A 26,197-nucleotide genomic window follows, 5' to 3' on the forward strand; every position below is an offset into this window, starting at 1 on the left:
GTGAACTGAAGCATTAACAGCCCCTTTGTCGGGATGCACGCTGACATATTCGATCACTATGCCGACCCTGGAATCCGTACGTGGCCGGGCAGCCGCGTTCGCCGCCCTCATCACCGTGACCGCCGTCTGCGCGGGTGACGCCGCGGCACGGAGCTTTCCGTTCGGCTCCGGCACCCGGAGCGTCAATGACCTGGGCAATCAGTTCGTCCCCTTCCACGCCAAGCTGTGGGACCTTCTGCACGGGCGCGGGGACGGCGGGCTGCTGCTCAACTGGCAGTCCGGGTACGGCACCGCGTTCCTGCCGGACCTCGGCACCTATCTGACGAGTCCGTTCGCCCTGCTGGTGGGGCTCTTCCCACGGGACCGGATCGACCTCGCCGTCTATGTGATCACCGTGCTCAAGATGGCGGCGGCGGGCGCGGCGATGGCATGGCTGCTGCTCGCCTCCGTACGGGAGCGGCGCGACACCGGGCCGGGGCGGTTCGCCGCGCCGTGGTGGGGCGCCGGGGTGCTCGGCGCCACGTACGCGCTCTGCGGATGGTCCGTCATCGAGGCGTCGTACAACCCGATGTGGCTCGACGGGCTCATCGGCTTCCCGCTGCTCTGTCTGGTCGGCGAGTGGGTACGGGCCGGGCGCCGGCCGGTGCTCGGGCCGCTCGTCGTCGCCCTCGTGTGGGTCGCCAACTTCTACACCGCGTACATGGCGACGCTCGGCGCCGCACTCGTGCTCTGCGTCCAACTCCTGCTCGCCCAGGAGCCGGTGCGCCTGCGGCTGCGCGTCCTGCTGCACGGCGCGGGGACCGTGCTGCTCGGCATCGGGCTCGCCGCGCCCGTGCTGGTGCCGGTGGTGATGGGAACGCGGCACGCGTATCCGGGCTGGACGACGGAGTTCGAACGGGCCACCTGGAGCGAGGTGTTCGCGCGGACGCTGCCCGCGACGTACGACTTCTTCACGCCCGCCGTCTTCCTGGGCGGCGGCGCGCTGCTGCTCGCCGCCGCGCTGCCGTTCAACCGCGCGGTGCCCGGGCGCGAGCGGCTGGCATGGGCGGGGCTCGCGGGCGCCGTCGCGCTCTCCCTCCAGTGGGGGCCGACCCATCTGGTGTGGCACGCCTTCGCGACGCCCAACGGCAGTCCGTTCCGGCAGACGTTCGTGCTGTCGGGGCTGCTGGTGATCGCGGCTTGGCGGTGTCTGGCGTACGGCCGGCCGGGGCGCCGCGCGCTGCTGGGCGGTACCGGTGTGCTGGTCGCGGTCGGGCTCGTCGCCGCGACCGACGCGCTGACCGGGCGCCGCGCCCTCCTGCTCTTCGCGTGCGGGGTCGCGGCGGCGCTCGCGGCGCTGCTGGTGATACGGCTGCCCGGGGCGTCCGTGCCGTCCCGGCGGCGGTACGCGGCTGTGGCCGCGCTGCTGCTCGTGGGCGGGCTGGTAGGGCAGGCGGCGGCGACCACCGCGTACGCCGACCGAGCGCGGCTGAAGCGGCTCGACCACTACCCGGCGTGGGCCGGGGATCACGACAGGCGCGCCGCCGCGCTGGCCGACGCGGACGGGTGGCCGCGCTACCGCACCGATCCGGGACGCACCCAGATCACCGCCAACGATCCGCTGCTGCTGGGCGGTCAGGGCGCCTCCTACTACAGCAGTCACACTCCCGAGGTGCTGACGCGCACCCTCGGCGCGCTGGGCGCCGGCTGGACGTCGAATGGGCGGGCCGTGCAGAGCCTGGACAACCCGGTCGTGGACGCCGTGTTCGCGGTGGGCGCGCGCCTCCGTACGGAGGCGCAGGACGGGACGCCGGACGGGGCGCAGGACCGGGCGCAGGACGGGACGCCGCACCTGAGCCGCGCCGAGGTGCCGCCGCTGGTGACCGTACGGCCGCCCACGAGCGGGCGACCGCACTACGGGCGCTCGCCCTTCCGCAACCAGGAGTCGCTGCTCGGCTCGCGCGTCTACTCCTCCCCCGTGGCCGGCGCCTGCCCGGCGGGCCGCGAGGTCTTCCTCTGGGCGCCCGACTACTACGGCACCGCCCGGCTCGGCGACGCCCCGCCCGTCACGTTGCGCGGCGACAAGCCCCGCTGGCGCGCGGCCGTGACGTCGCTCGGGATCGCCGAACGAGCCGGTGAGCGCGTCACGTTCGACCGTGAGGCGCCGAGCACGCGGACGGTGGCCTGTCTGGACCGGACGCGGCTCGCCGCCACCGTGGACCGGATGAAGAAGACCGGCGCCGTGTCCGTGCAGGTCTCGGACCACGGCATACGGGCCCAACTGCCGCCCGGCAGCACGGGAACGGCCGTCGTCGCGGCGCCCCGTATCGCCGGCTGGAGCTGCGCCGGGCGGCCCGCCGACTCCTACCTGGGCCTGGTCGCCGTCCCGCTGGACCCGGACGGCACGACCACCTCGGTCGACTGCTCGTTCCGGCCGCCGGGGCTGCGCTCGGGGGCGGCCGTGGGAGGCGCGTCGCTACTGGTGCTGCTGGGCGTAGCCGCGCTCTCCGTAAGGAGGCGACGTCGTGAACGGCCGGGTCCGGAGGGGCTATTTGCGCCGGGTGGTGCCGCCCCTGAACTGCTGCCGGCGGTCGAGCCCGCGCCGTAGTTCGATCGGCAGCGGATGGTACGGGCCGTACACCCGCTCCGCGTCGTACAGCAGGTACTGCAACTGCTGCTGCGCCGCCGTGTGGTCGCCCACCGCGAGCAACAGATGTCCGATGCGGTGCCTGATGTCGAAGGAGCGCGACTGGTCGCCGCCCGGTTGCCCGGCGCCTTCGTAGAAGGGCAGCACCGCGCGGTACTCCTCCAGTGCCGCGCCCGCCTCGCCGAGCTGTTCGAGGCACTGCGCCGCGTCGTAGCGGAACTGGAGCGTCTGCGGGTCGCCGGGGCCGGCCTCGGCCGCGCGGTCGTCGGCGAGGCGGCGCAGCTCGGGCAGGGCGCGGCGGTACTGGCCGTCGTCCATCAGCGTCGTCGCGTACTGCTTGCGCAGGATCCGCACGACCGGTGAGCGTTCGCCGTGCTCGGCAGCGGCGGCGGGGAGGATCCCGCCGAGGATGTCCACGGCCTGGGTGATGCTGCCCTCGCCGAGGAGACGCTTGGCCTCGTCCACGGCCGCCGCGACGTCGGGGCGCTGGGCGGGGACGTGCTCCGGTCTGGGCGGCGGCAGGGGCGCGGACGGCGGGGCGGTGGCGCGGTCGGGCCAGGGCGCGTGCGGGCGCAGGAAGGGGCGGGTCGGGTCGAGAGGTGTGCCGGTGCTCGCGGAGCCGGGCGCGCCGACCACGCCGCGCGTGGGCAGCAGTGGGGCGAGCGCCTCGTACACCTCCTGCGCTCCGGCGGGTCGGTGCTGCGGGTCCTTGGCGAGCAGGCGCAGGACGAGCGCCTCCAGCGTCTCGGGGATCTCCGGGCGGATCCGGCGGACCGGCATAGGCGGCTCGTACAGATGCCGGTGCAGGACGCCGAGGGCGGTCGCGCCGGGGAACGGGACGGTGCCGCTGAGGAGTTCGTGCAGGACCACGCCGAGGGCGTAGAGGTCGGTGTACGGGCCGACGGCGCCTCCCATCACCTGCTCGGGGGCCATGTAGGCGGGGCTGCCGATGACCGATCCGGTGTGGGTGAGGCGGGTGGTGTCGGTGTCGATGACGGAGGCGACGCCGAGGTCGAGTACGAGGACCGTGCCGTCGGGCTTGACCATCACGTTCCGCGGCTTGAGGTCGCGGTGCACGATGGGCACCGCGTGTACGGCGGCGAGGACGGCGCACAGCTGGGCGGCGACCGAGGCCGCCCACTGCCACGGGTAGGGCGCGTGCGTGGTGAAGTGGGCCGCGAGGTCGGTCCCTTCGACGTACTGCATGATCAGGTAGAGCTCGTCGCCGTCGCTGCCCGCGTCGTGCACGGTGACCAGACCGGGGTGGTTGACCTGGGCGGTGACCCGGCATTCGCGGATGAAGCGGCGGCGCATGTCCTCGGCGCCGGTGTCGGCGGCCATCTTGTCGGGGCGCAGCAGTTTCACGGCGACGCGGCGGCCGAGGCGCTGGTCGTACGCCGTCCAGACCTGGCCCATGCCGCCCTGCCCGATGAGCGTGGCCATCTCGTAACGGCCCGCGACGACGCGGGCGTTCACCGCTTGTTGTCCTCGCCGCTGTCCCGGCGCAGGAGATCGCTGAGCTCGTCCAGTTCGGCGCGGACCTGGTCGATGCGGGGCGGCGCGGTGTGGTTGGGCTGTGCCGGGCCGGTGGTCGCGGGGCCGGGCCGCGGCGGCTGGTTCTGCGGCTGCGGCTGGGGTTGCGGCTGGTTCTGCACCGGCGGGCCTGTCATGGGCCGGGTGGGACCGCCGTACCCGTAACCGGTGTTGGCGGGCGGCTGGTACCCCTGCTGCGGCGTGACCTGCGGCGGGTAGTAGCCCGCGTACATGTGCCGCTGGGGCCCGTAGTGCTTGAAGTCCGCGTACAGGTAGTAGGCGATGGCGGCGGCGCCGGTCGTCAGCATGCCGCCCATGCCGGTGTTGCCCGCCGTGCTGCTGAAGTCGTCGGTGTTGTCCTGGGCGAGGAAGACGACCCACAGGATGTTGAGGGCCACGTTCCCGACGAACAGCCACCAGTTCAGGGCGGACCGGGTCACGATCGCGAGCCGCAGCGTCGCCGTCCAGGCGAGAAAACCGCAGCTGATCAGCGGCAATCCGACGAAGATCACTCTTATGAAGGCGAGCATCCCCGGCGAGGACGTGCCGTTCGGCGGAGGCTGCGCTATTCCGGGGCCGTGCATGCTGCTCCTGACAGGCCAGGGGGGACGACTGCGAAAGCGTATCGAGAGTATCCAGCGGCACGACCTGCCGAACCCGCATCCATGGATCCCCCTGCCCCCGGACCTGTCCCATCGGTCAGATCCGGTGACGCACCCACACATTGGGTTCGACGTAGACACCGTATCCGCGTGTGGCCTCGCAGTGCACGGGCAAGAGCGCTCCCGGTACGACGACGGGCCCGTCGATGTCGAACGGAAGCCCCGTCCACCCGCGCCACTGGCCGACCGATCCGGTGACCGTCATGGAAGCGGGCGCGACCGAGTCGATGACCCCGCCCGCGCGCACGTGGACGCGGAGCCAGGGGTCGTAGGGCAGTCCGTCCTCGTCCCGTACGCGATGGGCGTACTCCTCCATCGCGGTGTGCGGCTCCCGGTGCTTGGCGCTGGGCCGTACCGGGGCGACCAGTTCGGCGAAGCCGCGGCTGCGGGCGTTCTCCCGCATCGCGGCGAGCATGATGCCGGACAGGCCCCGCCCCTGCCGGTCGGTGGCGATCGTGATCTCGATGGCGCTGACGGTGTCGGGCTTCCTGCCGTGCCGCAGATCGGAGAACGCCCACAGCAGCGCCTGGTCCCAGCCGGTCGCCGGCAGCGTCTCGCGTCCCTCGGCGCGGAGCTGGAAGGGAACGCTGAAGGCGCGCGCCACGACGGTCCCCTCCTCGTCCGTGCCGACGAGTGTGAACTCGGGCAGCTCGGCGACGATCCGGCCGATGTTCGCCCAGCCCACGGGGTCGTGGAGCATGAACTCCGGCCAGGTGTCGAGCATCTGCCACATCGGCCCGACGAGTTCGGGCCGTTCGGCGAGGGTGGTGACGGTGAGAGCCATGCGGGCACGCTATCGGCGCGCGGACAGGTGCTCCCACTGCTTTTGAACCGGCCGCGGACCTGTGTCAGCCGCCGCACTGCGTCAGCATCGTCCTCCTGTCGGCCGCGGTCACCGGCATCTCGTACTTGACGGCGACCTGCGCGAAGCGCACCACGTACGCGCAGCGCACCGGCTTGCTCGGCGGCAGCCAGGAGGCCGGGCCCGAGTCCCTCTTGCCGCTGTTCGTGGGGCCGTCGACCGGGAGCAGGTTCAGCGGGTCGTTAGCCAACTGCTTCCGCTTGTCCTCGTTCCAGCGGGCGGCGCCCATCTGCCAGCTGTAGGAGAGCGGCACCATGTGGTCTATCTGGACGGCCGTCGCCTTCCGCTTCTTCCAGGCGATGTCCTTGCCGGTGTACGGGTCGTGGAGCGTCATCGAGACGATCACGCAGGTGGAGCCCGACCGGAACTCGACGTCCTGGCCGTCGCGCTTCAGCAGGTCGTTGCGGGTGTCGCAGCCGTTGCGGGCGTACGGAACGCCGTCGGCCGAGTCCATCCACGCGTAGCCGAACTCGTCCCGGTCGTAACCGGTCCTCGGCCCGCGCCCCTTCACCTCCAGCGTCCCGATCAGCTTGCGGGCCGCCGCCAGGTCCGCGTCCCCGGTGAGGGGCGCGAGACCCGGCTCGGTGCCGTCGGTGTTCTTCAGCGGGCTGGTCGCCCGCCCATCCGGCGCGCTGCCGTCGGCTTCGCCGGACCCGGAAGACCCGGAAGAACCGGCGGACCCGGCGGCATCGATGGCGTCGCACCCCGCGAGCAGCGAGGCCGCGAGGACGACGACGAGCAGCGGAAGTACCGGGCGGGCGGTGCGTGGGGGCGTACGTCTTCTGGAAGCGGTCACGACCCCAGGATGGTCGCCAGGAACTCCCCCGTCCACGACAGCAGTTCGCGGCCGACCACCGGCTTGCCGCCGATCTTGCCCGCCGTCGGGCGCGGTACGAGAATCTGATGGGCCGTCGGCTTGATGACGGTACGAGGGTGCAGACGCCTGAGCCGGAGCTCCTGCGACTCCCTCAACTCCACCGGCGCGAAGCGGATGTTGGACCCCTGGAGGACGATCTCGCCGACCCCGCAGGCCCGCGCCAGCATGCGCAGCCCCGCCACCAGCAGCAGGTTCTCCACCGGCTCGGGGAGCTTGCCGTAGCGGTCCGTCAGCTCCTCGCGTACGGCGGTGATGTCGGCCTCGGAGTTGGCGGAGGCGATCGCGCGGTACGCCTGGAGTCGCAGCCGCTCGCCGGGCGCGTAGTCGTGCGGGACGTGCGCGTCGACCGGCAGCTCGATCTTGACCTCCAGCGGCGGCTCCTCCTGCACCGTGCCGTCGACGGCCGCGCGGTAGTCCGCGACGGCCTCGCCGACCATACGTACGTACAGGTCGAAGCCGACACCCGCGATGTGCCCGGACTGTTCGCCGCCGAGCAGGTTGCCCGCGCCGCGGATCTCCAGGTCCTTCATCGCGACGTACATGCCGGCGCCCATCTCGGTGTGCTGGGCGATCGTCGCGAGGCGTTCGTGCGCGGTCTCGGTCAGCGGCTTCTCCGGCGGGTAGAGGAAGTACGCGTAGCCGCGCTCCCGGCCCCGGCCCACCCGGCCGCGCAGCTGGTGGAGTTGGGACAGGCCGAAGTTGTCGCCGCGTTCCACCACGAGTGTGTTGGCGTTGGCGATGTCGATGCCGGACTCCACGATCGTGGTGGAGACGAGGACGTCGAACTTCTTCTCCCAGAAGTCCACCACGACTTGTTCCAGGGCCTGTTCGGACATCTGGCCGTGCGCGGTCGCGATGCGCGCCTCGGGCACGATCTGACGCAGCCGCGAGGTGGCGCGGTCGATCGACTCGACGCGGTTGTGGATGTAGAAGACCTGGCCCTCGCGCAGCAGTTCACGGCGGATCGCCGCGCCGATCTGCTTCTCCTCGTACGGGCCGACGAAGGTCAGCACCGGGTGCCGCTCCTCCGGCGGGGTGGTGATGGTCGACATCTCGCGGATGCCGGTCACCGCCATCTCCAGGGTGCGCGGGATCGGTGTCGCGGACATCGTCAGTACGTCGACGTTGGCGCGCAGCTTCTTCAGCTGCTCCTTGTGCTCGACGCCGAAGCGCTGCTCCTCGTCCACGATGACCAGGCCGAGGTCCTTGAACTTCGTCTCGGAGGAGAACAGGCGGTGCGTGCCGATGACGATGTCGACCGACCCCTCGCGCAGCCCTTCGAGGGTCGCCTTCGCCTCCGCGTCGCTCTGGAAGCGGGACAGGGCCCGCACGACGACGGGGAACTGCGCGTACCGCTCGGAGAACGTGCCGAAGTGCTGCTGCACGAGGAGCGTCGTCGGTACGAGCACCGCGACCTGCTTGCCGTCCTGAACGGCCTTGAAGGCGGCGCGCACTGCGATCTCCGTCTTGCCGTAGCCGACGTCGCCGCAGACGAGACGGTCCATCGGGACCGTCTTCTCCATGTCCTCCTTGACCTCGGCGATGGTGGAGAGCTGGTCGGGCGTCTCCACGTACGGGAACGCGTCCTCCAGCTCCCGCTGCCAGGGCGTGTCCGCGCCGAAGGCGTGGCCGGGGGCGGCCATCCGCGCCGAGTAGAGCTTGATCAGGTCGGCGGCGATCTCCTTGACCGCCTTCTTGGCGCGCTGCTTGGTCTTCGTCCAGTCGGCGCCGCCGAGGCGGTGCAGGGTGGGTGCCTCGCCGCCCACGTACTTGGTGACCTGTTCGAGCTGGTCGGTGGGGATGTAGAGACGGTCGCCTGGCTGGCCGCGCTTGGCGGGGGCGTACTCGACGAGCAGGTACTCGCGCGTCGCGTCCTGGACGGTGCGCTGCACCATCTCGACGTACCGGCCGACGCCGTGCTGTTCGTGGACGATGTAGTCGCCCTGCTCCAGCGTCAGCGGGTCGATCGTCTTGCGGCGCTTGGTCGGCATCCGTACGCCGTCCTTGCCCGCCGCCTTCTGGCCGGACAGGTCTGTCTCCGTGAGGACGGCGAGCCCCAGCTCCCGGTCCACGAAGCCGTACTCGATCGAGCCGCACGCGACGTGCACCAGGGAGGGGGTGATCTCGCCCAGGCCCTTGCCGCCGTGCGCCTCGGGGGTGTCGAGACGGGCGGCGATGCCCTCGCCGCCGAGCACCTCGACGGTACGGGCGGCGGTGCCGTGGCCCTCGGTGACGTAGACGGTGCGCCAGCCGTCGGCGAGCCAGCCCTTGGTGTCGGCGAGTGCGCGGGCGGTGTCGCCCCGGTACGTCTCCGGGGCGCGCATGCCGAGCTTGAGGGTGTCCTGCGAGAGCTCCTCGTCGGCGGCGAACGGCGCCACCGACCACCACATCATCCCCAGCTCGCGGGCCCGCTCGCGGACGTCCGCGATGCCCCACAGCGACGCCGCGCCGACGTCGATGGGCGCCTCGCCGCCGCCGGCCCCAGCCGCCCAGGACGCCTGGAGGAACTCCTGGCTGGTGGCGACCAGGTCGGCGGCCCGGGTCCGGACCCGCTCGGGGTCGCAGACCAGCGCCATCGAGCCCTTGGGCAGTACGTCGAGCAGCAGCTCCATGTCGTCGACGAGGACCGGGGCCAGGGCCTCCATGCCCTCCACCGCGATGCCCTCCGCGATCTTGCCGAGCATCTCGCTCAGCTCGGGATGCACCTCGGCGAGGGCGGCGGCCCGCTCCCGTACCTGCGGCGTGAGCAGCAGCTCGCGGCAGGGCGGCGCCCACAGGCCGTGCTGGGCGACTTCGAGGGACCGCTGGTCGGCGACCTTGAAGTAGCGGATCTCCTCGATGTCGTCGCCCCAGAACTCCACGCGCAGCGGGTGCTCCTCGGTGGGCGGGAAGACGTCCAGGATGCCGCCGCGTACGGCGAACTCGCCGCGCTTCTCCACCAGTTCGACGCGGGAGTAAGCGGCGGCGGCCAGCGCCTCGGTCACCTCGTTCAGGTCGGCGGTGCCGCCGCCGCGCAGCGAGACGGGCTCCAGGTCGCCGAGGCCCTTCACCTGCGGCTGGAGCACGGAACGGATGGGCGCGACGACGACGCTGACCGGGCCGGCGCCCGGGTCGTCGGCGCGGGGGTGCGCGAGGCGGCGCAGCACGGCGAGCCGGCGGCCGACGGTGTCGCTGCGGGGCGACAGGCGCTCGTGCGGCAGCGTCTCCCAGGACGGGAACTCCGCGACGGAGTCGGCGGGCAGCAGGGAGCGCAGCGCGGCGGCGAGGTCCTCGGCCTCCCGGCCGGTCGCGGTGACGGCGAGCACGGGGCGGCCCGCGTCCCGCGCGAGGGCCGCCACGGCGAAGGGGCGGGCGGCGGGCGGTCCGACCAGATCGACATGCGTGCGGTGCCCGTCGGCGGCGGCGCCGACCGCTTCGGCGAGCGCCGGGTCTCGTACTACGGCGTCGAGCAGACCGTGCAGGCTCATGAAGGGTGTTTCCGTCCGGTTCCGGGGGTGGTGCTGCGGGTGGTCGCGCCCTGTGAGCAACGCGAAGGGCCCGACACGTGTCACGGGCCGGGGGCCCTCCAGCGTACGACTCCGGACGGACACCCGTCGCGCGGGACGGGACCGGCCCCGCGGAACCGGGGCGCCGGGGCGGGAAGTGGGGGAAACTCCGGGGGGAGGATCTCGCGCCTCTGCTCCCCGCGTACTCCACGCGCACTCCGTGTAGTCCCTGGAGACCGTGGGGAGACTGCCCGAAGACCACACACGGGGAGACGGACACCAGTCCGCCGGACCGTCGCGCAACCCGGCGCGCCGGGCGGACGGCGGTAAGTCACGACACGCACGGTTCACCCATATCTACGGCACAGTTCCACGCAAGATCAGTTACAGAGTCATGGCATTGCCTTTACTCTCTCCAAGGTCCCTCCGAGCCGTGCGGCGAGCCCGGCGGACCGCACCACCCGGCACCGACACCCCCACCCGTCCTCGGCGTGAATTGATCAAGTAGCGGAGGCCAAGTCTTGGGCGACAACGAGATGTCCGTCTTCGGCGTCTCTCCGGCCGAGGAAGAGATCTACCGGCATTTTCTCCGTAATCCCGATACATCTGCGGACGACATCCATCTGCTGGTCCACACCGAACAGGACGACGCCAGGCGCAGTCTCGACCGGCTGCGGGAGCTGGGTCTGCTCCACCCCGACAGCAGCCACGAGTGCGTCTCCCCCGCCGATCCCGGTGTGGCGCTGGCCCGGCTGACGGACGCGCGGCTCAACGCGCTCCACGAGGAGCTGCGCCGCGTGATGCAGGCCCGCGACCTCGTCGACGGCCTGCGCGCCGAACAGGGTTCGCGGCTGCCCCCGGTGCAGGGCATCGAGCAGTTGGAGGGTCTGTCGGAGATACGGAACCGGATCGACGACCTCGCGTTCTTCGCGCGGGACGAGATCCTGTCCGTGGAGCCGTACACGAAACTCTCGGCCGAGAACATCGAGCGGTCCCGTCCGCTGGACCTGCGATGTCTGCGGCGCGGGGTGCGCATCCGCAATGTGGTGCTCGCCGCCGCGCTCGACGACCTGCCGACCCGCGAGTACCTGCGCGAGCTGGTCAAACGCGGGGCTCAGATCCGCGTCGCGGAGAACATCACGGAACGGATCCTGGTGTACGACGGCCGCACGGCCCTGGTGCCGGTGGACCCCCAGAACACGGCACGCGGGGCGCTGCTGGCCCACAAGAGCGGACTCGTCTCCAACATCATCGCCCTCTTCGAGAAGATCTGGACGCAGGCCGACGACCTTCTGACCGTCACGAAGGAGGCCTCCGACGCGGTGGGCGGGCTCAGCGAGATCGAGCAGCAGGTGCTGATCTCGATGTGCACGGTGGGCAAGGACGAGGCGGGCGCCCGTGAACTGGGCATCTCGGTCCGCACCTACCGAAGACACGTGGCGGACCTCCTCCAGTCCCTGGGCGCCGCGAGCCGCGCCCAGGGCGCACTGCTGGCCCGCGAACGGGGCTGGATCTGAACTACGGCGGGGGCCGACAGAACGCGGACCAAGGGCCTCGCGACGCGATCAGCTCTGTTCCGCCCAGCCCCACAGCGCCGTGTCCGAGAGGACCGCGCGGACGGCGCGGTGGATGTCGGTGTCCGTCGTCGCGCCGTCCCGCGCGATCCACAGGCGGATCCGGTCCTCCGCGGCCTCCGGTACGCATCTCCAGTGGGCGGGCAGCAGGCCGAGCAGGCGGATGACCGTCGTTTCGGCGGACGGGGCCGTGCTGTCCTCGCGGACCGTCACCACCTCTACGTAACCGGGGGTTTCCCCGACGTCCCACTGGGCCGTCATCATCACCGTGTCTCCTTGAACAGTTGCCTGGCGGCCGTCGCCATGGCCGCGATACCGGCCGGCAGGGCGGTCCGTACGTCCGGGGCGAACTCGGCCGAGTGGTTGGGCGGTACCGGCCGGGCCGCGGACTGTGCCGCGCGCCACTGGCGCGGGGACGTCGTACCGACCATCCAGTATGCCGTCCGCACACCGTCGACCGCGAAGCGCGGGAAGTCCTCGGTGGCCATCGAGCCCGGCCAGTCCAACACCCGGTGCCGGCCGAACTCCCGCTCGTGGGCGGCGCGTACGGTCGCCGTGGCCGCCGGGTCGGGGAGCAGTGCCGGGGAGCGGGAGGCGAGCGTGATGTCGGGGTCCTCTGGGCATCCGGAGGCCGCGCACTCGGCTCGTACGATCCGCGTCGCCGCTTCCACGGCCCGTTCCAGGGCCTGGTCGCTCGCCGCGCGGACGGTGATGCTCAGCTCCGCTTCGTCGGGGACAACGTTGCCCAGACGGCCCGCGCGCAGGGAGCCGACGGTCAGGACGACCTGGTCGGACGGCGCCGTCTCGCGGGAGACCACCGTCTGGAGGCGCATGACGGTCGCGGCGGCCGTCACGACGGGGTCCACGGTGAGCTGCGGGGTGCCGGCGTGGCCGCCGCGGCCGTGGATGACGACGTCCAGCGCGGCGCTCGCCGCCATCATCGGGCCCCGGCCGTGCGCGAGGGTCCCGGCGGGCAGGGGCGCGGTGTGCTGGGCGAGGACGGTGCCGGGGGTGCCGAACCGCTCGTAGAGACCGTCCGCGAGCATCGCGCCGGCCCCCTCCAGGGTCTCCTCGGCGGGCTGGCCGACGACGAGGAGGGTCCCGTTCCAGGTGTCCGCCTCCGCCGCGAGCAGGGCGAACGCGCCTGCGGCGGACGCCAGATGGAGGTCGTGGCCGCAGGCGTGCATGGTGCCGGGCACCGTGCTCGCGTACGCCAGGCCGGTGCGTTCCCCGATCGGCAGGGCGTCCAGTTCGGCGCGGATCAGGATGGTCGGTCCCGGTCCGTTGCGCAGGACGCCGACGACGCCGTGGCCGCCGACGCCACGGGTGACGGTGGCGCCCTCTCCCTCCAGGTGGGTGGCGAAGCGTTCGGCGGTCCTGGTCTCGGTGCCGGACAGCTCCGGGTGGGCGTGCAGTTCGAGATAGAGCCCGAGGGCGGCCCGCAGGGTCTCGCGCGGGACGGCGGCGGGGCCGGCGGTCGCGGAATCCGGTTCCGGTGCGGGCGTGGATGCTCGGAGTGTGTCCCCGTTCGGCGCTTCGGTCATGCGCCGCTCACCTCCTTGCTTGAACGTGGTTGAGCATTTCTTGAGGTTTCGAGGGTGCGTCAGAGCACGCGCACCCGACATGCGTTCCGCTGACACCAGGTGTCAGCGAAGTGACAGCGAAAGCCGGGCCCAACTGACAGTGCCCACCGGTGGAATGGGGCCATCGCAAGGGAACTGCACCGGACAAGCCGGTGGAGCCCCGGTGACCGAAGGAGACCCCCATGGCCCCGAAGACCGTTCTCGCCACCCTCGCCGACGAGATCCTGGAGCTCGAGTCGGAGACCTTCGAGATCTCGGACTACTCGGACGCGTCCGAGGTCGTCCTCGCCGGTTCCACGTCGTGCTCCTCGACGTCCACCTGCTCCAGCACCACCAGCACCACCTCCTGCTCCGCCTGATCCGGCTTCGCAGTCAGGGTCTGTTTCGGCTCCTGCCGGCCCCTTTCCCCGTGGGAACCCCCACCGGGCGAGGGGCCGGCTGCCGTCGTGCCCGAGGGCCCGACGGCCCGCAACGCCCAAGGACGCCCGGGAACTTACGGGAACGGATGCGGAACCGCCTTGATCTCCGACTCCGGCAGGTCGTCCGTACGCCGCCCGGCCACCCGCAGCGCCGTCCGCAGTCTCGGCATCAGCAGGGCGCGCTGCCGCGTCCACCCGAAGTCGAGCGGCAGCAGACCGGGCACGATCGTGCTGACCGTGTGCAGCCCCATCCGCCGCTGCTCCGGTGTCGTCTGGTCCACGGCGATCACGTCGTACCCCGCGCCCGCCAACTCGTCGCGCAGCAGCCGCAGATCGTCCAGCAGATCGCCGGTGCGCGGCCGGACCGGGGCCCAGTCGGCGTACGTCTCGCCGAGCGTGCGCACGGCGGTCGGCTCCAGGTACTCGCGCGCGTGCCGCGCCATCTCCGGCAGGCCGTACAGCTGCGCGTGGTCCTTGAGATGCAGGACCTTGCGGAAGTCGCCCGCCATGTCGCGCAGCTCGCCCTCGCGTTCGGCGACCTGGTAGGGCAGGTGCGGTATGTAGGTGAGGACTTCGGAGAGAGCGGCGTCGACCGTACCCTCCGGGTCGAAGCCGGCGGCGGCACTGAAGGACAGCGTGCCGAGTCCGCCGTCGCGCCGCACGGCGAGGGCCGTGACGACGGGCACGGAGAGATCCATCCGGGTGTCGAAGGCGTGCACGTCGTAGCCGTGCAGCGCGGCCCGGTCGAGCATCGTGCGGATCGTGCCGCTGCCGCACGAGTCGAGGTCGATCTCGGTGAGCCTGGCACGGCCGTACCAGGCGAGCAGGAACGCGTCGCGTTCGATCAGCTCCAGCAGGCCGAAGAGGATCGCCTCCTCCAGACTCCCGCCGGTAGCACAGCCGTTGGAGCACTCGAAGACGAAGTTGTCGGCCTCGACGCCCGCGCTGTAGTGCGCGAGACGCGCGGGGACCAGGATCGGGCGCTCGTCGCGCAGCGAGTGGCCCCACACCCAGGGGATCGGCCGGTCGGGGTCGAACGGGCTGACCAGGTGGTCCTTCTCGTACGTCGCGTCGGAGTAGAAGCCGCGGTCCGCGGGGTTCAGCGCGTCGGCCGCGAGATTGTTGTACGAGTCGACGACCGGGCTCGTGCCACGGCGGCGGTGGGTGCCCGCGTACCGCTCAAGTCCCTCCAGGAAGGCCAGAGTCCGGCTGGTGGAGTAGCTGTTGGCCTGACCGCTCCAGGTGACGTCGTTGAGACCGGCGTAGCCGCGTACGAAATTGGTGCCCGCGACGGGGGCGGTCGTGGTGGACGTCGGGTTGATCCAGGTGTCCGAGCCGAGCGCGCCGCAGACGGGGTTGGCGAGCGCGGCGGTAGGCAGCGGGTACGAGCCGAGCGGGTGCAGCCGGTAGCCGTCGGGGTCCGGCTTGGGCTTCGCCGTCAGCAGCATGCGCGCGGCGTCGGCGGTGTCCGGACGCTCGGGGACGCAGGACGGGCAGATCGGTTCGGGCAGCAGCGGGAACGTCGCGAGGGCGAGGGTGCCGAGGTCGATCCGGGTGACCTGCGGCAGCTCCCGGTCGGGGGCGGCGGTGGCGGGCGGGGTGAACTCCCCTGTACGCACGGCGAGATACGCCGCCCAGACCGCGTCCACGGTGTAGTCGGTGAGCAGCGGCCAGTCGGCGGAGCCGTGCGGTTCGTGGCCCAGTTCCAGCGCCTCGCGCTCGGAGCGGCTGCGCAGCCGCTGCCAGCGGATGGCGAGGCACTGGCCGCAGGCGGCGGTCCCGATGAGGTCGGCACCGCCCCACGGGCCGACGAGGACGGCGCGCGCGGTGAGCTGGACGTTGGCCCGGGGGCGTACGGCGGCGTACGGGTCGGGGAGCCCGAAGCCGAGGACGTCGGCGGCGCCGAGCGGCACCACGAGCGGTGCGGGCAGGGCTCCCCCGGCGGATCCGGCGGCCTCGAACCGTACATTCAGGGCGTGTTGGAGATGCGCGCGGCCGCGCTCCAGAGGGCTGTCGTCGGCGAGGGCCACAGCCGCCCCCGCCTCCTCCCCCGCGACTGTTCCCGTAGCGGTCCCTGTCGTCATGACTGGTCGCTCCAGCGGAAGGTCTTCAGCGCGATCGCGCCGAAGACGACGGCGAAGGCGGTTATGCCACCGCAGGCCACCAGGATGTCGCCGCCGCCTCCGTCACCGGTGATGGCGGCGGAGATGCCGTCGTTGAAGTAGCGCAGCGGCAGGACCAGAGACACGTTCTGCATCCACCCGGGCATGGCGTCGAGCGGGAAGAACGACCCGGAGAGGAACGCCATCGGCACCATCAGGCAGTTGGCGACGGCGGCGACGGCCTCCGGTGTCCTCGCGAACGAGCCGACGATCACGCCGATCGCGAGGAACGCGGTGATGCCGAGGAACAGCACCGGCAGCGCCAGCGGCCAGCTCCCGGCCGGTTCGAGACCGAAGAACGGCAGCATCGCGACGAGCACGAACATCGCGGCCTGCACGGTGCCGATGGCGAGCGCCAGCACGTAGCGCGAGCCGAGGATCGTCGGCAGCGGGGTCGGCGTCATCCGGATCAGCCGCAGGAGGTCGTCGCGGCGCCACTGCATGATGACGAACCCGACGCCGAAGACGGCGGCGTTGGCGACGCCCCACGACAGCACACCGGGGGCGATGTAGTTGATGTAGGGACGCCCGCTCTCCTCGACCGTCATGCCGTGGAAGATCAGGCCGAAGACGATCAGGAAGAGGAGGGGGAAGGCGAAGGTGAAGAAGAGGGTGGTCTTGTCGCGCGTGTACGCCTTGTAACCGGCCTTGCTCAGCGCGGAGTAGGCGCTCATGGCGCGCGGACGCACCGTGGTCGTGGTCGTACCGGGACCGGGCGAGTTGCCGGCGGCGCTCGTGGTGCTCATCGTGTCGGTGCTCCGTCTCTCAGTGCGGGCGTCGGGGTCCGGGGCGTCTGGCTACGCCTGCGGGCTGCCGGTCAGTTCGAGGTACACGTCCTCCAGGCTGGCGGTGCGTGTCTGTACGCCGTGCAGTCCGGCGAGCGCGTCGACCGCCGACAGCACCGGACCCGAGTCCTCGGTCTCCAGCACGATCGAGTCGCCGTCCTCGGTGGCCCGCAGCACACCGGGGATGGCCCGCGCGTCGGTGAGTGAGAGGCGGTCGGCGGGGACCACCAGCCGGGTGACCGAGCTGCTGGCGGCGACCAGCTTGCCCGGGGTGTCCAGCGCGACGATCTTTCCGTCGATGACGATCGCGACGCGGTCGCAGAGCGCCTCGGCCTCGTCCAGGTGGTGGGTGGTGTAGACGATGGTCCGCCCGGCACCCTTGAGCGCGCGAAGCACCTGCCACAGCGCGCGGCGGGCCTGCGGGTCGAGCGCGGCCGTCGGCTCGTCGAGGAAGATCAGCTCGGGGTCGTGGACGAGCGCGGACGCGATGGCCAGCCGCTGGCGCTGGCCGCCGGAGAGGTCGTCGACGCGGACGTCGGCCTGTTCGGTGAGGTCGACGGCGGCGAGTCCGCGCTCGGCGGCCTCCCGGTCGGCCTTGTAGAGCGCGGCGACCGTCTCCAGATGCTCGCGGGCCGTGAGCCGTACGAAGAAGGCGGACGCCTGCGTCTGGACACCGAGCCGGGGCAGCAGTTCGGGGTCGCGCGGCCAGGGGTGGCGGCCGAGGACGGTGACCGAGCCCGAGTCGGGGCGGCGCAGGCCCTCCATGATCTCGACGAGGGTCGTCTTGCCGGCGCCGTTCGGGCCGAGGAGCCCGAAGAACTCACCGCGCGGGACGGTCAGCGAGATGCCGTCGACGGCCCGCTTCTCCCCGTACCGCTTGTGGATCGTGTCGAGGACGACGGCGGGTCCTGCGGTGGAGCCGCCGGCGGAGTCGTCGGTGGGGGTGGCGGTCATGCGGGTCTCCTTGCGGGCGGGACGGGTGTGCGGGGGTGCGGATACGGGCTCAGGTGGCGACGAGATGGACGACCAGCGCGACGACGGCCGCCACGATCCCGGCGAACACGAGCAGCGAGCCCGCCGTGTAGCCGAGGTAGGCGGTACGGGCCCGGCGCGGGTACGCCTTCGCCGCCGGGTCGCGCCGCACGGCCAGCCGCACGTACTCCCGGCTGGACGCGGCGAGGCCGGTCGCGCCGCACAGTTGCGCGGCGATCTTGTACCCGTCGAGCGGCGGGAACGGTACGAGCATGGCCAGCGCCTGCACACTGCCGAGGAGCAGCAGCCCGGCCAGCGCCTCGCCGGTGGCGTCGTCCACCGGCACGAACAGCCAGACCGCGCAGAACGGCAGCAGCACGACGAGATTCATCACCGCGCCCGCGACGGCGGTCGCGATCCGGTGCCAACGCGTCCGCAGATAGAGGTAGTTGTCGACCGTGCAGTACATGATCACGACGGGCAGGCGCCAGCGCAGTCCGATCTCGGCCACCTGCCCGCCGTAGCGTCTCGCCACCACCCCGTGGGCCAGTTCGTGCAGCGCGGTGCTGAACCAGAGCAGCGCGGCGACGCCGGCGAGCAGGACCGGGTTGGTGAAGAGGGCCGACGCTCCGTCGACGAGTTCGCCGAGCCGCGCGACCGCGACCACTTCCATGACGGTGATCAGCAGGAGCAGCGGGACCATGAAGGGGGCGGCGAGCAGGAAGCCGAAGGCGCGGTGGAGCCGGTCGGCCGTCGCGTCGGCGTCGGCGACCAGCGGGAGCGTGCCGCGCAGCAGGGTGCGCCTCGGCGGCTCGTCGGCGGTGGCAGCCGTCTCGGCGGTCTCGGCGGGTGGGGCCGCGGGACCGCCCTCCAGCAGCCCGCGGACCCCCAGCATGCCCAGCAGCCGCTGCCAGTTGGCGTCGCCGAGTCGTTTGCCGTACTCCGCCGCGTACTCCGCGCCCAGCTCGTCCAGACCGCGCGTGCCGTCCATGCGCGCCATCAGGAAGTGTTCCTTGACCCCGACCTCGTAGGACTTGCCGCTCCGCGGGTTCTTGACGAGGTGCACACTCCTGGCGCCGAGCAGGAACTCGTCGCTGACCAGCACGTCGGGGCGGAGAGTCGGACGGTACCGGTCGGTCGGGACGCGGTCCGCGGGGGCGGTCATGGCGCGGCCACCGCCTCCGCCTCCGTCTCCTTCTCCGTCTCGGACTTCGCCCCGGTCGTCTCCGCCCCGGACTTCGAAGGCGCGACGGACTCCCGCAGTGTCCGGCCCAGTACGTGCGACAGATACGCCTCGTCGCGGATGGTCACGTGCAGCCGGTTGTTGGTCATATGCATGTACGGGGACAGCAGCAGCGGCAGCGCGACCGCCGGGTCGGTGACCCGCTCGTCCCGCTCCCCGTCCCAGGACCGGAACACCAGGTCACCGTCGAGCGTCAACTTCCGTGCGCGCTCGTTCAGTTCGGCGCAGTGTTCGGCCCAGCCCGCCAGGAAGTCGGGCAGCCGGCCGGGTTCACCGGCGCCGACGGCGGCCCTGATACGGGCGAAGTGGCTGGTGAGACCGGGGGCCATCGCCGCGTAGTTCTTGTCGTACTCGGAGGTCCCGATGAAGCCGGTGCCGGGGAACGCCGTGTGCCAGAACTCGTAGTAGCTCTCCAGGTAGTCGGTCAGCTCACGGTCGTCGGGCAGGAAGGTCCCCGACATGACCATCATCAGCTGCGCCGATGTGCCGAGCAGCACGGTCCGCAGATGGAGGTTCTTGGTGCGCAGGGCCTCGATGACGAGATCGCTCGAGTGCCTGAAGTGCCACTCGGCCAGCTCGATCCCGGCGGGGCCGCCGTACTTGCCGTACTCGGGCTCGTACGGCTCCGCGCTGCGCGAGTTGTTGGGGCGCAGATTCATCCGGCCCTTGTCGTCCATGTAGTGGCCGCGCTCGCTGCCGGGGAACTCTATCTCGAACAGCGTGTTGTAGAAGTCGTTGAGGAACCCGGAGTCGACCTCGTACAGCGCCGGGCGCTCGGCCAGGAAGGTGTCGACGGCCTGCTCGGTGCGGGCGCGTACGGCGGGGGCCGCCGCCTCGCTGACGGGCTTGAGGCGCAGCCGTACGTGCGGGCCTTCGAGCCAGTAGTTCATGAAGAAGTAGTTGTCGATCAGACCTTCCGACTCCAGCTCGGCGACGAGCGGGCGCACGCACTGGAGCAGGAAGGGCCGCGGGTTGGCGGCGTAGAAGACATGCGTGGCCTGCCAGTTGCCGGGGCCGGTCATGAGGCGTCCTTCCGTGCGGAGTCGGCGGATACGAGTTCGGGGACGGCCGGGGCACGCTCGGGCACGCCGGCCATTGTTTCGACGGCCAGTTCGGCGACATGGACGCCGCGGTCGGAGACGGCGTGCAGGCCGTCCTCGTCCGGCAGCATCTCGCGGAACACGACGCGTGCCCCGGCCGTCTTGAGCAGCGCCTCGAACGCGGTGAGCGAGAGCGCGCTGTCGAAGTCCAGATACTGCGGCTTGGCGCCCGTCGCACCGCGCGCTCCGGAGTCCGAGACGGTCACGAAGACCCGGTCCGGCAGCCCGGTCGCGCGCCGGAAGCGGTGCCAGCCGAGGAACCACTCGTCGTCGGACGTCCCCGGCGTGTGCAGCGGGAGCTCCGAGGCGGGCGCGCTCCAGCTGCGCCTGCTCAGTACGACGCTGCCGTGCCGCACACGCGGCCTGCGGGTGACTCCGCCCACCGGCGCGCTCTCCGGGACCCCGCCCCACACATTCAGCGGGGCCATCGAGGTCGGCGAGAGGAGCAGCAGGGTGCGGGGCAGTTCGGGCAGGGCGAGCGGCACGAGATAGCCGAGGTAGACGGGAATGACCTCGCGGCCGAGCCGTGTCGAGCGCAGCACCAGCCGGTCCGCGGTCTCGTCGTGCTCGATGTACAGGTCGTCCAGGTGGATCCGGTACTCCTCGGGCAGTGTGCCGCTCTCGCCGGGGCAGACGATCTCGTACTCGGTGAGCTGCCCGTGCAGATTGAGGTTGCTGGTGACCGTGCCACCGGTGACCTCGGCGAACACCGCGCCGGGCGGGCGCACTTGGTCCGCGGCGGCCAGCAGGGCGGTGTCGAGTCCTTCGAAGCACTGGGTGAAGCGGCTGAAGGGGAAGGACAGGCCGCCGTAGGAGCGGTTGAGGACGATCAGCGGGTCGTCCGGCCGGTCGGCGAGCTGGATGTGGTGGCTCATCGGCGCGAACCTCGGTGCCGCCGGGGCGATTTCGGCGGTGACATCGGCGAGGAATCCGGCGTCGAGGTCGATGTCCGCGTCGTCGCCCTCCGCTCCCGAGGCCCAGAGCGCGCGCATCCTGTCGATGAACATCTGGCGCGCCGTGTCGATGGCCTTGAGCTGTGGCAGGCCGAGCCAGTTCACCTCGGGCACGTACCGCCCGTCCGCGTCGAAGGTCGTACGGCTCGCGGTGAACGTCATGTACTGGTCGAAGAAGTCCTCGTGGAAGTCGTGCACCAGCTTGAGGAGATCGTCGCAGCGCCCGCCCTGTCCGTACCTCGCGAGGAAGAAGCCGCGGAACGTGACGCGCTGGGGCAGGGTCAGGTCGAAGGCCGGCAGTACGCCCTCCACCCTGCCGAGCGGCTCCGCCGTCAGCTCGCGCCAGGCGCCGAGGTCCATCGACGTCTCACGTCCGGCCGCCGCGTCCTCGTACAGCAGGGTCTGCGGCACCCGTGGCTTCTCGGCGCCCAGTTCCAGCTGGACGTCGCTGATCGTGGACCGGAGCGCGGCGAGCACCTCACGGCGCTCGGCGGGCTCCGCCCCGGCGAACCGGTCGGTCAGCGCGACCGCCTCGGTCAGCCGGTCCGCCAGCTCGGTGGCCCACGGCCGGTCCAGCTCGCGCAGCGACCGCTGGAAGGCGCGCAGCGGGTCGGTGTCGTGAACGGCCGTGCGCAGCGCGGGTACTTGGACCATGCCGAGGTCCAGCAGCGCGGCGAGGTACTGCTCGACCTCCTCCGCCCCGGCCTCGGCGTCCTCGGCGAGCCATGCCGCCAGCTCGCCGTAGCGCAGCGCCGGGTTCTCCTCGAAGAAGTCCAGCAGCCGCTCCAGGGTGCCGCTGCGGCGCAGGAAGAACAGCCGGTCCTTCACGGCGTCGAAGGTGACGGCGGTGTCGTCGTCGCCGGTGGTGATCCAGCGGCGTACGTAACGCACCCGGTCGTCGTCCCTGCCCCAGCCGGAGGCGGGGGCGACGGGCAGATCGGCACGGCGTACGGGATCGGCGATCACGCACTCGGCGAGGCGGCCGAGCGCGACGACGTTGAGCCGCGCGTGCCCGGTCCACTTCTCGGCGAACCGCACCTCGAAGCCGTTCCCGCGCCCCGACCCGCCAGCGGCCGAACCCTCCTGGAAGTCGTCGAACTCACCGAGCGCGACCCCGGTGAACGTCGAGAACGGGCTGGTCTTGCAGACGGTGCGGTAGAGGTACGACAGCAGCGACCGCTCGATCTTCCTGCGGCGCTTGTCGGGCTTGCCGTCCCCCTGCCGCAGAAACGCGTCGATCTGCGCGTCGAGCGTCGGCGAGGCCAGCAGCAGCCCCTTGCGCAGCCGCTCCTCCCCCGCGACGGCGCGCAGCGCGGCGCGCGCCTCGGTGCTCTCGCCCGCGAACAGTTCCGCGCCGGTGGCCCGCAGCGCGGCCAGGTCCCGCCGGTCGAGCAGCCACCGCGACAGGGCCTCGCCCGTCGCCGCGTCGCGCCCGGCGACCAGCGCGAGGGCCTCGCCGGGCCGCTGCGGCAGCCGGTTGTTGAACACCTCGCGGCGCAGTTTCAGCAGCGCGCGCCGGTCGGCTGCCTCGTCGGGCCCGGCGTCCGCGCCGTCGCCGGTGCGGCCGACCAGGTCGTGCAGCAGATCGCCGACGCGCTCGCCCGCGGCCCGCAGCCGCTCGTCCTCGGCGAGCACGGCGTCCGCCCAACGGCGGCTCGCCGGGCAGCGCAGGGCGCGCACGGTCTCGATCGGCAGCCCGGCGACGCGCAGCATGAACGCGCGTCTCGGGTCCTGGTCCCGCGATTCGTAAGCCTGGTCAGGCATCATGCTTCCCCATCCGGTTGGTCATCGGCTCAGGCTCAGGCGATCTCGTACCGGAAGTCGGCGGGTGCGGGGCGCTCGTTGCCGATCATCATGATCAGGAGCGGGGCCTCGCCGGTGGCGTCGAGCCCCAACTCCTCGATGTACGAGACGTTGTCGAAGCCCAGGGCGACACCGCAGCCCAATTCCAGTGCGCTGCACGCCGTGTAGGCGGACTGCGCGACGGCGCCGATGGTGGCGTTGACGAGGCGGTAGCCGCGGTCGCCGACGGCGTCGAGGACGGCGGAGGTACGGATCGTGGGCACCAGTACGGCGCCGGCCTGCTCCAGGTTGTAGTTGGAGAGGAAGTAGTTGCGCTGGAGGAATTCGCCGGGGCGGCCCGCCTTGACCAGCCGCAGGTCACGGGCGTCGGGGTCGTACTCGTACGCGCCCGGCTCGATCCCCTCGACGTGGTTGACGAACGCGTACAGCTTCGTGAGCCGTACGCCGTCGCCGTCGCGGCCGGTGCCGGTGTCACCGCCGAGGCGGGAGCCCGCGGCGGAAGCGGCGAGGCAGGCGGCCAACTGCTCGCCCGTGACGGGGCGGCTCGCGTCGAAGCGGCCGAAGCTGCTGCGCCGGCGGCGCAGCACGGTCCGTACGTCGGCGGGCATCGGCCGCGCGGCGGGCAGCGCCGCGACCGGCAGATCCGGGTCGGCCGGGGGCGTGGCGGCCGGGGCGAGCGCGCCGGGGGCGGGGCGCTCGGTGGCGTGCGCTGACGTCGCCTCCTGCATCTTGAGCAGCGCGTCGAAGGTGAAGACCTCGCGCGAGCGCTCGACGTCACGGAGCTGTACGGAGGCGTTGGCGGACCCGGCGCCCGGCCCGGAGGGGCTCGGGGCCGAACCGGCCTGCTTGCCCGCCCACTTGAGCGGGATGACCGCGAACACGCCCTCCTCCTCGCCCTGTAGGCCGAGGAGCCTCTGGAGCCGCGCCTCGTCGAACCACATCGCGGGTTCGACGGCCAGCCCCCGCGCGCCCGCCCACATGCGCCAGGTCTGCACCGCGGCGCCGAGGTCCATGCTCACGGCGTGGAAGGAGAAGCTGTTGTACTTGAACGAGTTCTGCCAGTACTTGATGCCCAGGACCAGGTACTGGTCGGTGAGGGTGTCGTCGGCGTGCTCGCCCAGCGACGCGCGCACCTCGCCGGACACGTCGCCGGTGAGCAGGCGCTGCATGGTGTGGTGGCGGGTGGAGTAGTAGTGCACGCCCGGCGTGACGGGGCCGCGTGGCCCGGAGACCCAGTAGACGCTCACGGGGTAGAGGCCGCCGCCGGAGGCGGAGCCGCGCGACCAGTTGGCGAGCGGGTAGAAGGGCAGGGCGCTCAGATCGGTGTTGGCCTGGACGCCGAGCCGGCGGCCGGTCAGTCCGTACGAGTCGAGGAGCATGCCGGAGAGCGACGTCAGGTCGAACGCCCCGTCGCCGGTGGCCGTGCCCGCCGCTCCCGCGCCGCCGTCGAAGGCGCGGTCCAGGCTCGCGTCCGCCGGATAACCGGCGACGGGCAGCGGCAGGCTGTCGGCCCCGGGGTAGTACTTCGCCTTGCGGGGCCCGTCGGACCAGTTCGGCACGAAATCGGCCGGTGCCATCGGGACCCGGCCCCGCTGCATGATCGCGGCGGCGTAGTCATGGGCGTACCCCATGGTGGGACTCCTCTCGGGGGTTCGGGTCAGGGGAAGGGGTGCGGCGCCAGGTTCAGGTCGGCGTCGGTCAGGTCGCGTTCACGCATCCCCGCCTCGCGCAGCGCGGTGCGCAACCGGGGCAGGCCGAGCGCGCGCTGCCGGGTCCAGCCGAAGTCGATGGGCAGCAGGCCGGGGACGATCACGGAGACCGTCGTCAGGCCGAGGTCACGCTGTTCGGGCATGGTCTGGTCGACGACGACCACGTCGAATCCCTTGTCGGTGACGGCACTTACGCACCGTGTGAGGTCGTCGCGCAGATCGTCGGAGACGGGCGGTACGGATCCGTCGCCGTACGCCTGCGCCAGTGACCGCTTGTGCGGCCGGGGCGCGCCGGGCTCGCCGATCAGGAAGTGGGCGTTGTCCCCCATCTCCGGGATGCCGTAGGCGAGCGGATGGTCGTGCAGCGCCGCGACCTTGTCGTAGTCGGTGGCCATGGCGCGCAGCCTGACCTCGTCGCGTTCGGTGCGGCCCTGGAGGTTGACGGCGTCGGTGGCGATCTCGCACAGCGCCCCGGAGAGCGCGGACTCCGGGTCGAGCCCGGCGCCCGCGCCGAAGCACATCCGGCCCCTGCCGCCGTCCGGGCGGACGGCGACACCGGTGATGACGGGGATCGGGAAGCTGATCCGGGTGTCGAAGAAGCGGGCCTCGTAGCCGTACATCTCCAGGCGGTCGACCATCTGCCGGGTGGCGGCGCGGGTACTGGCGCGCGGGTCGATCTCGGGGAGGGCGGCCCGCCCGTACCAGGTGAGGAGGAAGGCGTCGCGTTCCACGACCTCCATGAGGCCGAAGTACACGGCCTCTTCCATGCAGCCGCCGGACGCGCAGCCGTTGGAGCTCTCCTGCACGAACCGGTTCTCCAGACCGGGCGCGTGATAGTACGTCAGCACCTCCGGCACCAGGACGGGCTGGTGGTCGCGGAGCGAGTAGCCCCAGACCCAGGGCAGTTCACGGTCCGGGTGGAAGGGCGTGACGCGCGGGTTGGCGCGGTGGAACTCCTCGGAGTACAGGCCGACTTCACGCGGATCGAGCGTGCGTTCACCGGCGGCCCGCAGACCGCTGAGTGAGCCGTGCACGCCCGCGACCTTGGCGCGCGAGCGCATCCCGGCGTACCGCTCAAGCCCTTCCAGGACACCGATGCGCACGCTCTGCGCGAAGGTGTCGGCGTGCCCGCCCCAGAACGTCTCGCGCAGATAGTCGCCGCTGCGCATCGAGAAGCAGCCGATGGTGGCCGAGGTCGAGGCGGAGGAGATGTCCTGCACGACGGAGGGGCCGAGGGAGCCGCAGACGGGATTGGCGTACGGCTCCACGGGCAGCTCGTAGGCGCTGATGTCGCGCAGCCGGAAGCTCCCCGGCTTGTGCTTGGGCGCGGGGTTCAGCGTGAGGACGGCCGCCTCGGCGGTGTCCTCCTCGGCGCGTCCGCAGCGCGGGCATTCGGGGTCGGGCACGAGCGGGTAGTGCCGGACCTGAAGGGTCTGGAGGTCCACGAGGTGGACCGCCGGGAAGGAGCCGGTCGACGGCCCCTTCCCGGCGAGTCTGGCCGCGACGATCCCGGCGAGGGCGTCGGCGGTGAACGGGGTGATGTACGGCGACTCCCCGGCGGCCCTGGTGCCGGAGCCCAGCTCCAGGGCCTCGCGCAGCGCGACGGAGCGCACGCCCTGCCAGCGGCGGGCGAGACAGCGGGCGCAGGGGCGGTGCGTGGCCGCGCCGGGCTCCGGGAAGGGTCCGACGACGGCGTGGCGGCCGTAGAACCGCACGGGCACGCCGTCCCCCGGCTCCCCGTCGGCCGGTCCCTCGTCCGCGAAGGCGTCGCGGACGCCGAGCGGCGCGACGTCGAGCGCGGGCGCGGGCCCAAAGGCCGCGTCGAAGCTGCGGCGCATCAGGGTGGCGA

At 71.9% G+C, this 26,197-nt stretch carries 18 protein-coding genes; 3 read left to right on the plus strand and 15 right to left on the minus strand.

The window, feature by feature from the left end; all coding sequences use genetic code 11:
* The first annotated feature begins 58 nt into the window (after positions 1-58).
* A complete protein-coding gene (locus ACFWHU_RS22595; protein WP_387226666.1) occupies positions 59-2,587 on the plus strand; it encodes a YfhO family protein in 2,529 nt (842 codons plus the stop codon).
* Here the strand turns inward: ACFWHU_RS22595 and ACFWHU_RS22600 are convergent.
* From ACFWHU_RS22600 to mfd, 5 genes are all read right to left on the minus strand, one after another.
* Positions 2,528-4,102: a protein kinase gene (locus ACFWHU_RS22600; RefSeq protein ID WP_385797252.1), complete on the minus strand. Its 1,575-nt coding sequence runs from the start codon at positions 4,100-4,102 to the stop codon at positions 2,528-2,530. The two genes, ACFWHU_RS22595 and ACFWHU_RS22600, sit on opposite strands and share 60 nt — an antisense overlap.
* On the minus strand, positions 4,099-4,743 hold the full coding sequence (locus ACFWHU_RS22605) for a hypothetical protein (protein WP_385797255.1): 645 nt from the start codon (positions 4,741-4,743) through the stop codon (positions 4,099-4,101). The genes ACFWHU_RS22600 and ACFWHU_RS22605 overlap by 4 nt, the downstream gene beginning before the upstream one ends.
* A 115-nt stretch (positions 4,744-4,858) precedes the next feature.
* Complete coding sequence (locus tag ACFWHU_RS22610; RefSeq protein WP_387226668.1) at positions 4,859-5,605, minus strand: N-acetyltransferase; 747 nt, start codon at positions 5,603-5,605, stop codon at positions 4,859-4,861.
* A gap of 64 nt (positions 5,606-5,669) precedes the next feature.
* Positions 5,670-6,479, minus strand: a complete 810-nt coding sequence (locus ACFWHU_RS22615; protein ID WP_387226670.1) for an HNH endonuclease family protein — start codon at positions 6,477-6,479, stop codon at positions 5,670-5,672.
* The gene (gene mfd / locus ACFWHU_RS22620; RefSeq protein ID WP_387226672.1) at positions 6,476-10,027 is read right to left on the minus strand and encodes a transcription-repair coupling factor; all 3,552 of its coding nucleotides are present in this window, start codon (positions 10,025-10,027) and stop codon (positions 6,476-6,478) included. The genes ACFWHU_RS22615 and mfd overlap by 4 nt, the downstream gene beginning before the upstream one ends.
* A gap of 539 nt (positions 10,028-10,566) precedes the next feature.
* On the opposite strand from mfd, the gene ACFWHU_RS22625 reads away from it, so the two are divergent.
* Positions 10,567-11,562: a helix-turn-helix transcriptional regulator gene (locus ACFWHU_RS22625; protein ID WP_381901321.1), complete on the plus strand. Its 996-nt coding sequence runs from the start codon at positions 10,567-10,569 to the stop codon at positions 11,560-11,562.
* Positions 11,563-11,610: 48 nt separating this feature from the next.
* On the opposite strand, the gene ACFWHU_RS22630 is transcribed toward ACFWHU_RS22625, so the two are convergent.
* Together ACFWHU_RS22630 and ACFWHU_RS22635 are read right to left on the minus strand one after the other, a co-directional pair.
* The gene (locus tag ACFWHU_RS22630; RefSeq protein WP_385797263.1) at positions 11,611-11,883 is read right to left on the minus strand and encodes a hypothetical protein; all 273 of its coding nucleotides are present in this window, start codon (positions 11,881-11,883) and stop codon (positions 11,611-11,613) included.
* Positions 11,883-13,163: an amidohydrolase gene (locus ACFWHU_RS22635; protein ID WP_385797265.1), complete on the minus strand. Its 1,281-nt coding sequence runs from the start codon at positions 13,161-13,163 to the stop codon at positions 11,883-11,885. Before ACFWHU_RS22635 ends, ACFWHU_RS22630 begins: the two co-directional genes overlap by 1 nt.
* Before the next feature lie 221 nt (positions 13,164-13,384).
* Here ACFWHU_RS22635 and ACFWHU_RS22640 point away from each other — a divergent pair, with 221 nt between their 5' ends.
* Positions 13,385-13,561 carry a thiazolylpeptide-type bacteriocin gene (locus ACFWHU_RS22640; RefSeq protein ID WP_078076938.1) on the plus strand — a complete coding sequence of 59 codons (177 nt, stop codon included), beginning with the start codon at positions 13,385-13,387 and terminating at the stop codon, positions 13,559-13,561.
* 134 nt (positions 13,562-13,695) lie between these two features.
* On the opposite strand, the gene ACFWHU_RS22645 is transcribed toward ACFWHU_RS22640, so the two are convergent.
* The 8 genes from ACFWHU_RS22645 to ACFWHU_RS22680 all read right to left on the minus strand — a co-directional run bounded on the left by ACFWHU_RS22645 (position 13,696) and on the right by ACFWHU_RS22680 (position 26,186).
* On the minus strand, positions 13,696-15,705 hold the full coding sequence (locus ACFWHU_RS22645) for a TOMM precursor leader peptide-binding protein (RefSeq protein ID WP_387226677.1): 2,010 nt from the start codon (positions 15,703-15,705) through the stop codon (positions 13,696-13,698).
* Positions 15,702-16,457 carry an ABC transporter permease gene (locus ACFWHU_RS22650; RefSeq protein ID WP_359810986.1) on the minus strand — a complete coding sequence of 252 codons (756 nt, stop codon included), beginning with the start codon at positions 16,455-16,457 and terminating at the stop codon, positions 15,702-15,704. Before ACFWHU_RS22650 ends, ACFWHU_RS22645 begins: the two co-directional genes overlap by 4 nt.
* A gap of 123 nt (positions 16,458-16,580) precedes the next feature.
* A complete protein-coding gene (locus tag ACFWHU_RS22655) occupies positions 16,581-17,522 on the minus strand; it encodes an ABC transporter ATP-binding protein (protein WP_385797270.1) in 942 nt (313 codons plus the stop codon).
* Positions 17,523-17,571: 49 nt separating this feature from the next.
* Positions 17,572-18,705 carry a metalloprotease gene (locus ACFWHU_RS22660; RefSeq protein ID WP_387226679.1) on the minus strand — a complete coding sequence of 378 codons (1,134 nt, stop codon included), beginning with the start codon at positions 18,703-18,705 and terminating at the stop codon, positions 17,572-17,574.
* Positions 18,702-19,805, minus strand: a complete 1,104-nt coding sequence (locus ACFWHU_RS22665) for a lantibiotic dehydratase C-terminal domain-containing protein (RefSeq protein WP_385797274.1) — start codon at positions 19,803-19,805, stop codon at positions 18,702-18,704. Before ACFWHU_RS22665 ends, ACFWHU_RS22660 begins: the two co-directional genes overlap by 4 nt.
* Positions 19,802-22,600 (minus strand): lantibiotic dehydratase, encoded by a 2,799-nt coding sequence (locus ACFWHU_RS22670; protein WP_387226682.1) that lies wholly within the window; start codon positions 22,598-22,600, stop codon positions 19,802-19,804. Before ACFWHU_RS22670 ends, ACFWHU_RS22665 begins: the two co-directional genes overlap by 4 nt.
* Positions 22,601-22,635: 35 nt before the next feature.
* Positions 22,636-24,270 carry a nitroreductase family protein gene (locus ACFWHU_RS22675; RefSeq protein WP_385797279.1) on the minus strand — a complete coding sequence of 545 codons (1,635 nt, stop codon included), beginning with the start codon at positions 24,268-24,270 and terminating at the stop codon, positions 22,636-22,638.
* 26 nt (positions 24,271-24,296) lie between these two features.
* On the minus strand, positions 24,297-26,186 hold the full coding sequence (locus ACFWHU_RS22680; protein WP_387226923.1) for a TOMM precursor leader peptide-binding protein: 1,890 nt from the start codon (positions 26,184-26,186) through the stop codon (positions 24,297-24,299).
* Between the last annotated feature and the right edge of the window lie 11 nt (positions 26,187-26,197).

The organism is Streptomyces sp. NPDC060366, assembly GCF_042725135.1.
GTDB lineage: Bacteria > Actinomycetota > Actinomycetes > Streptomycetales > Streptomycetaceae > Streptomyces.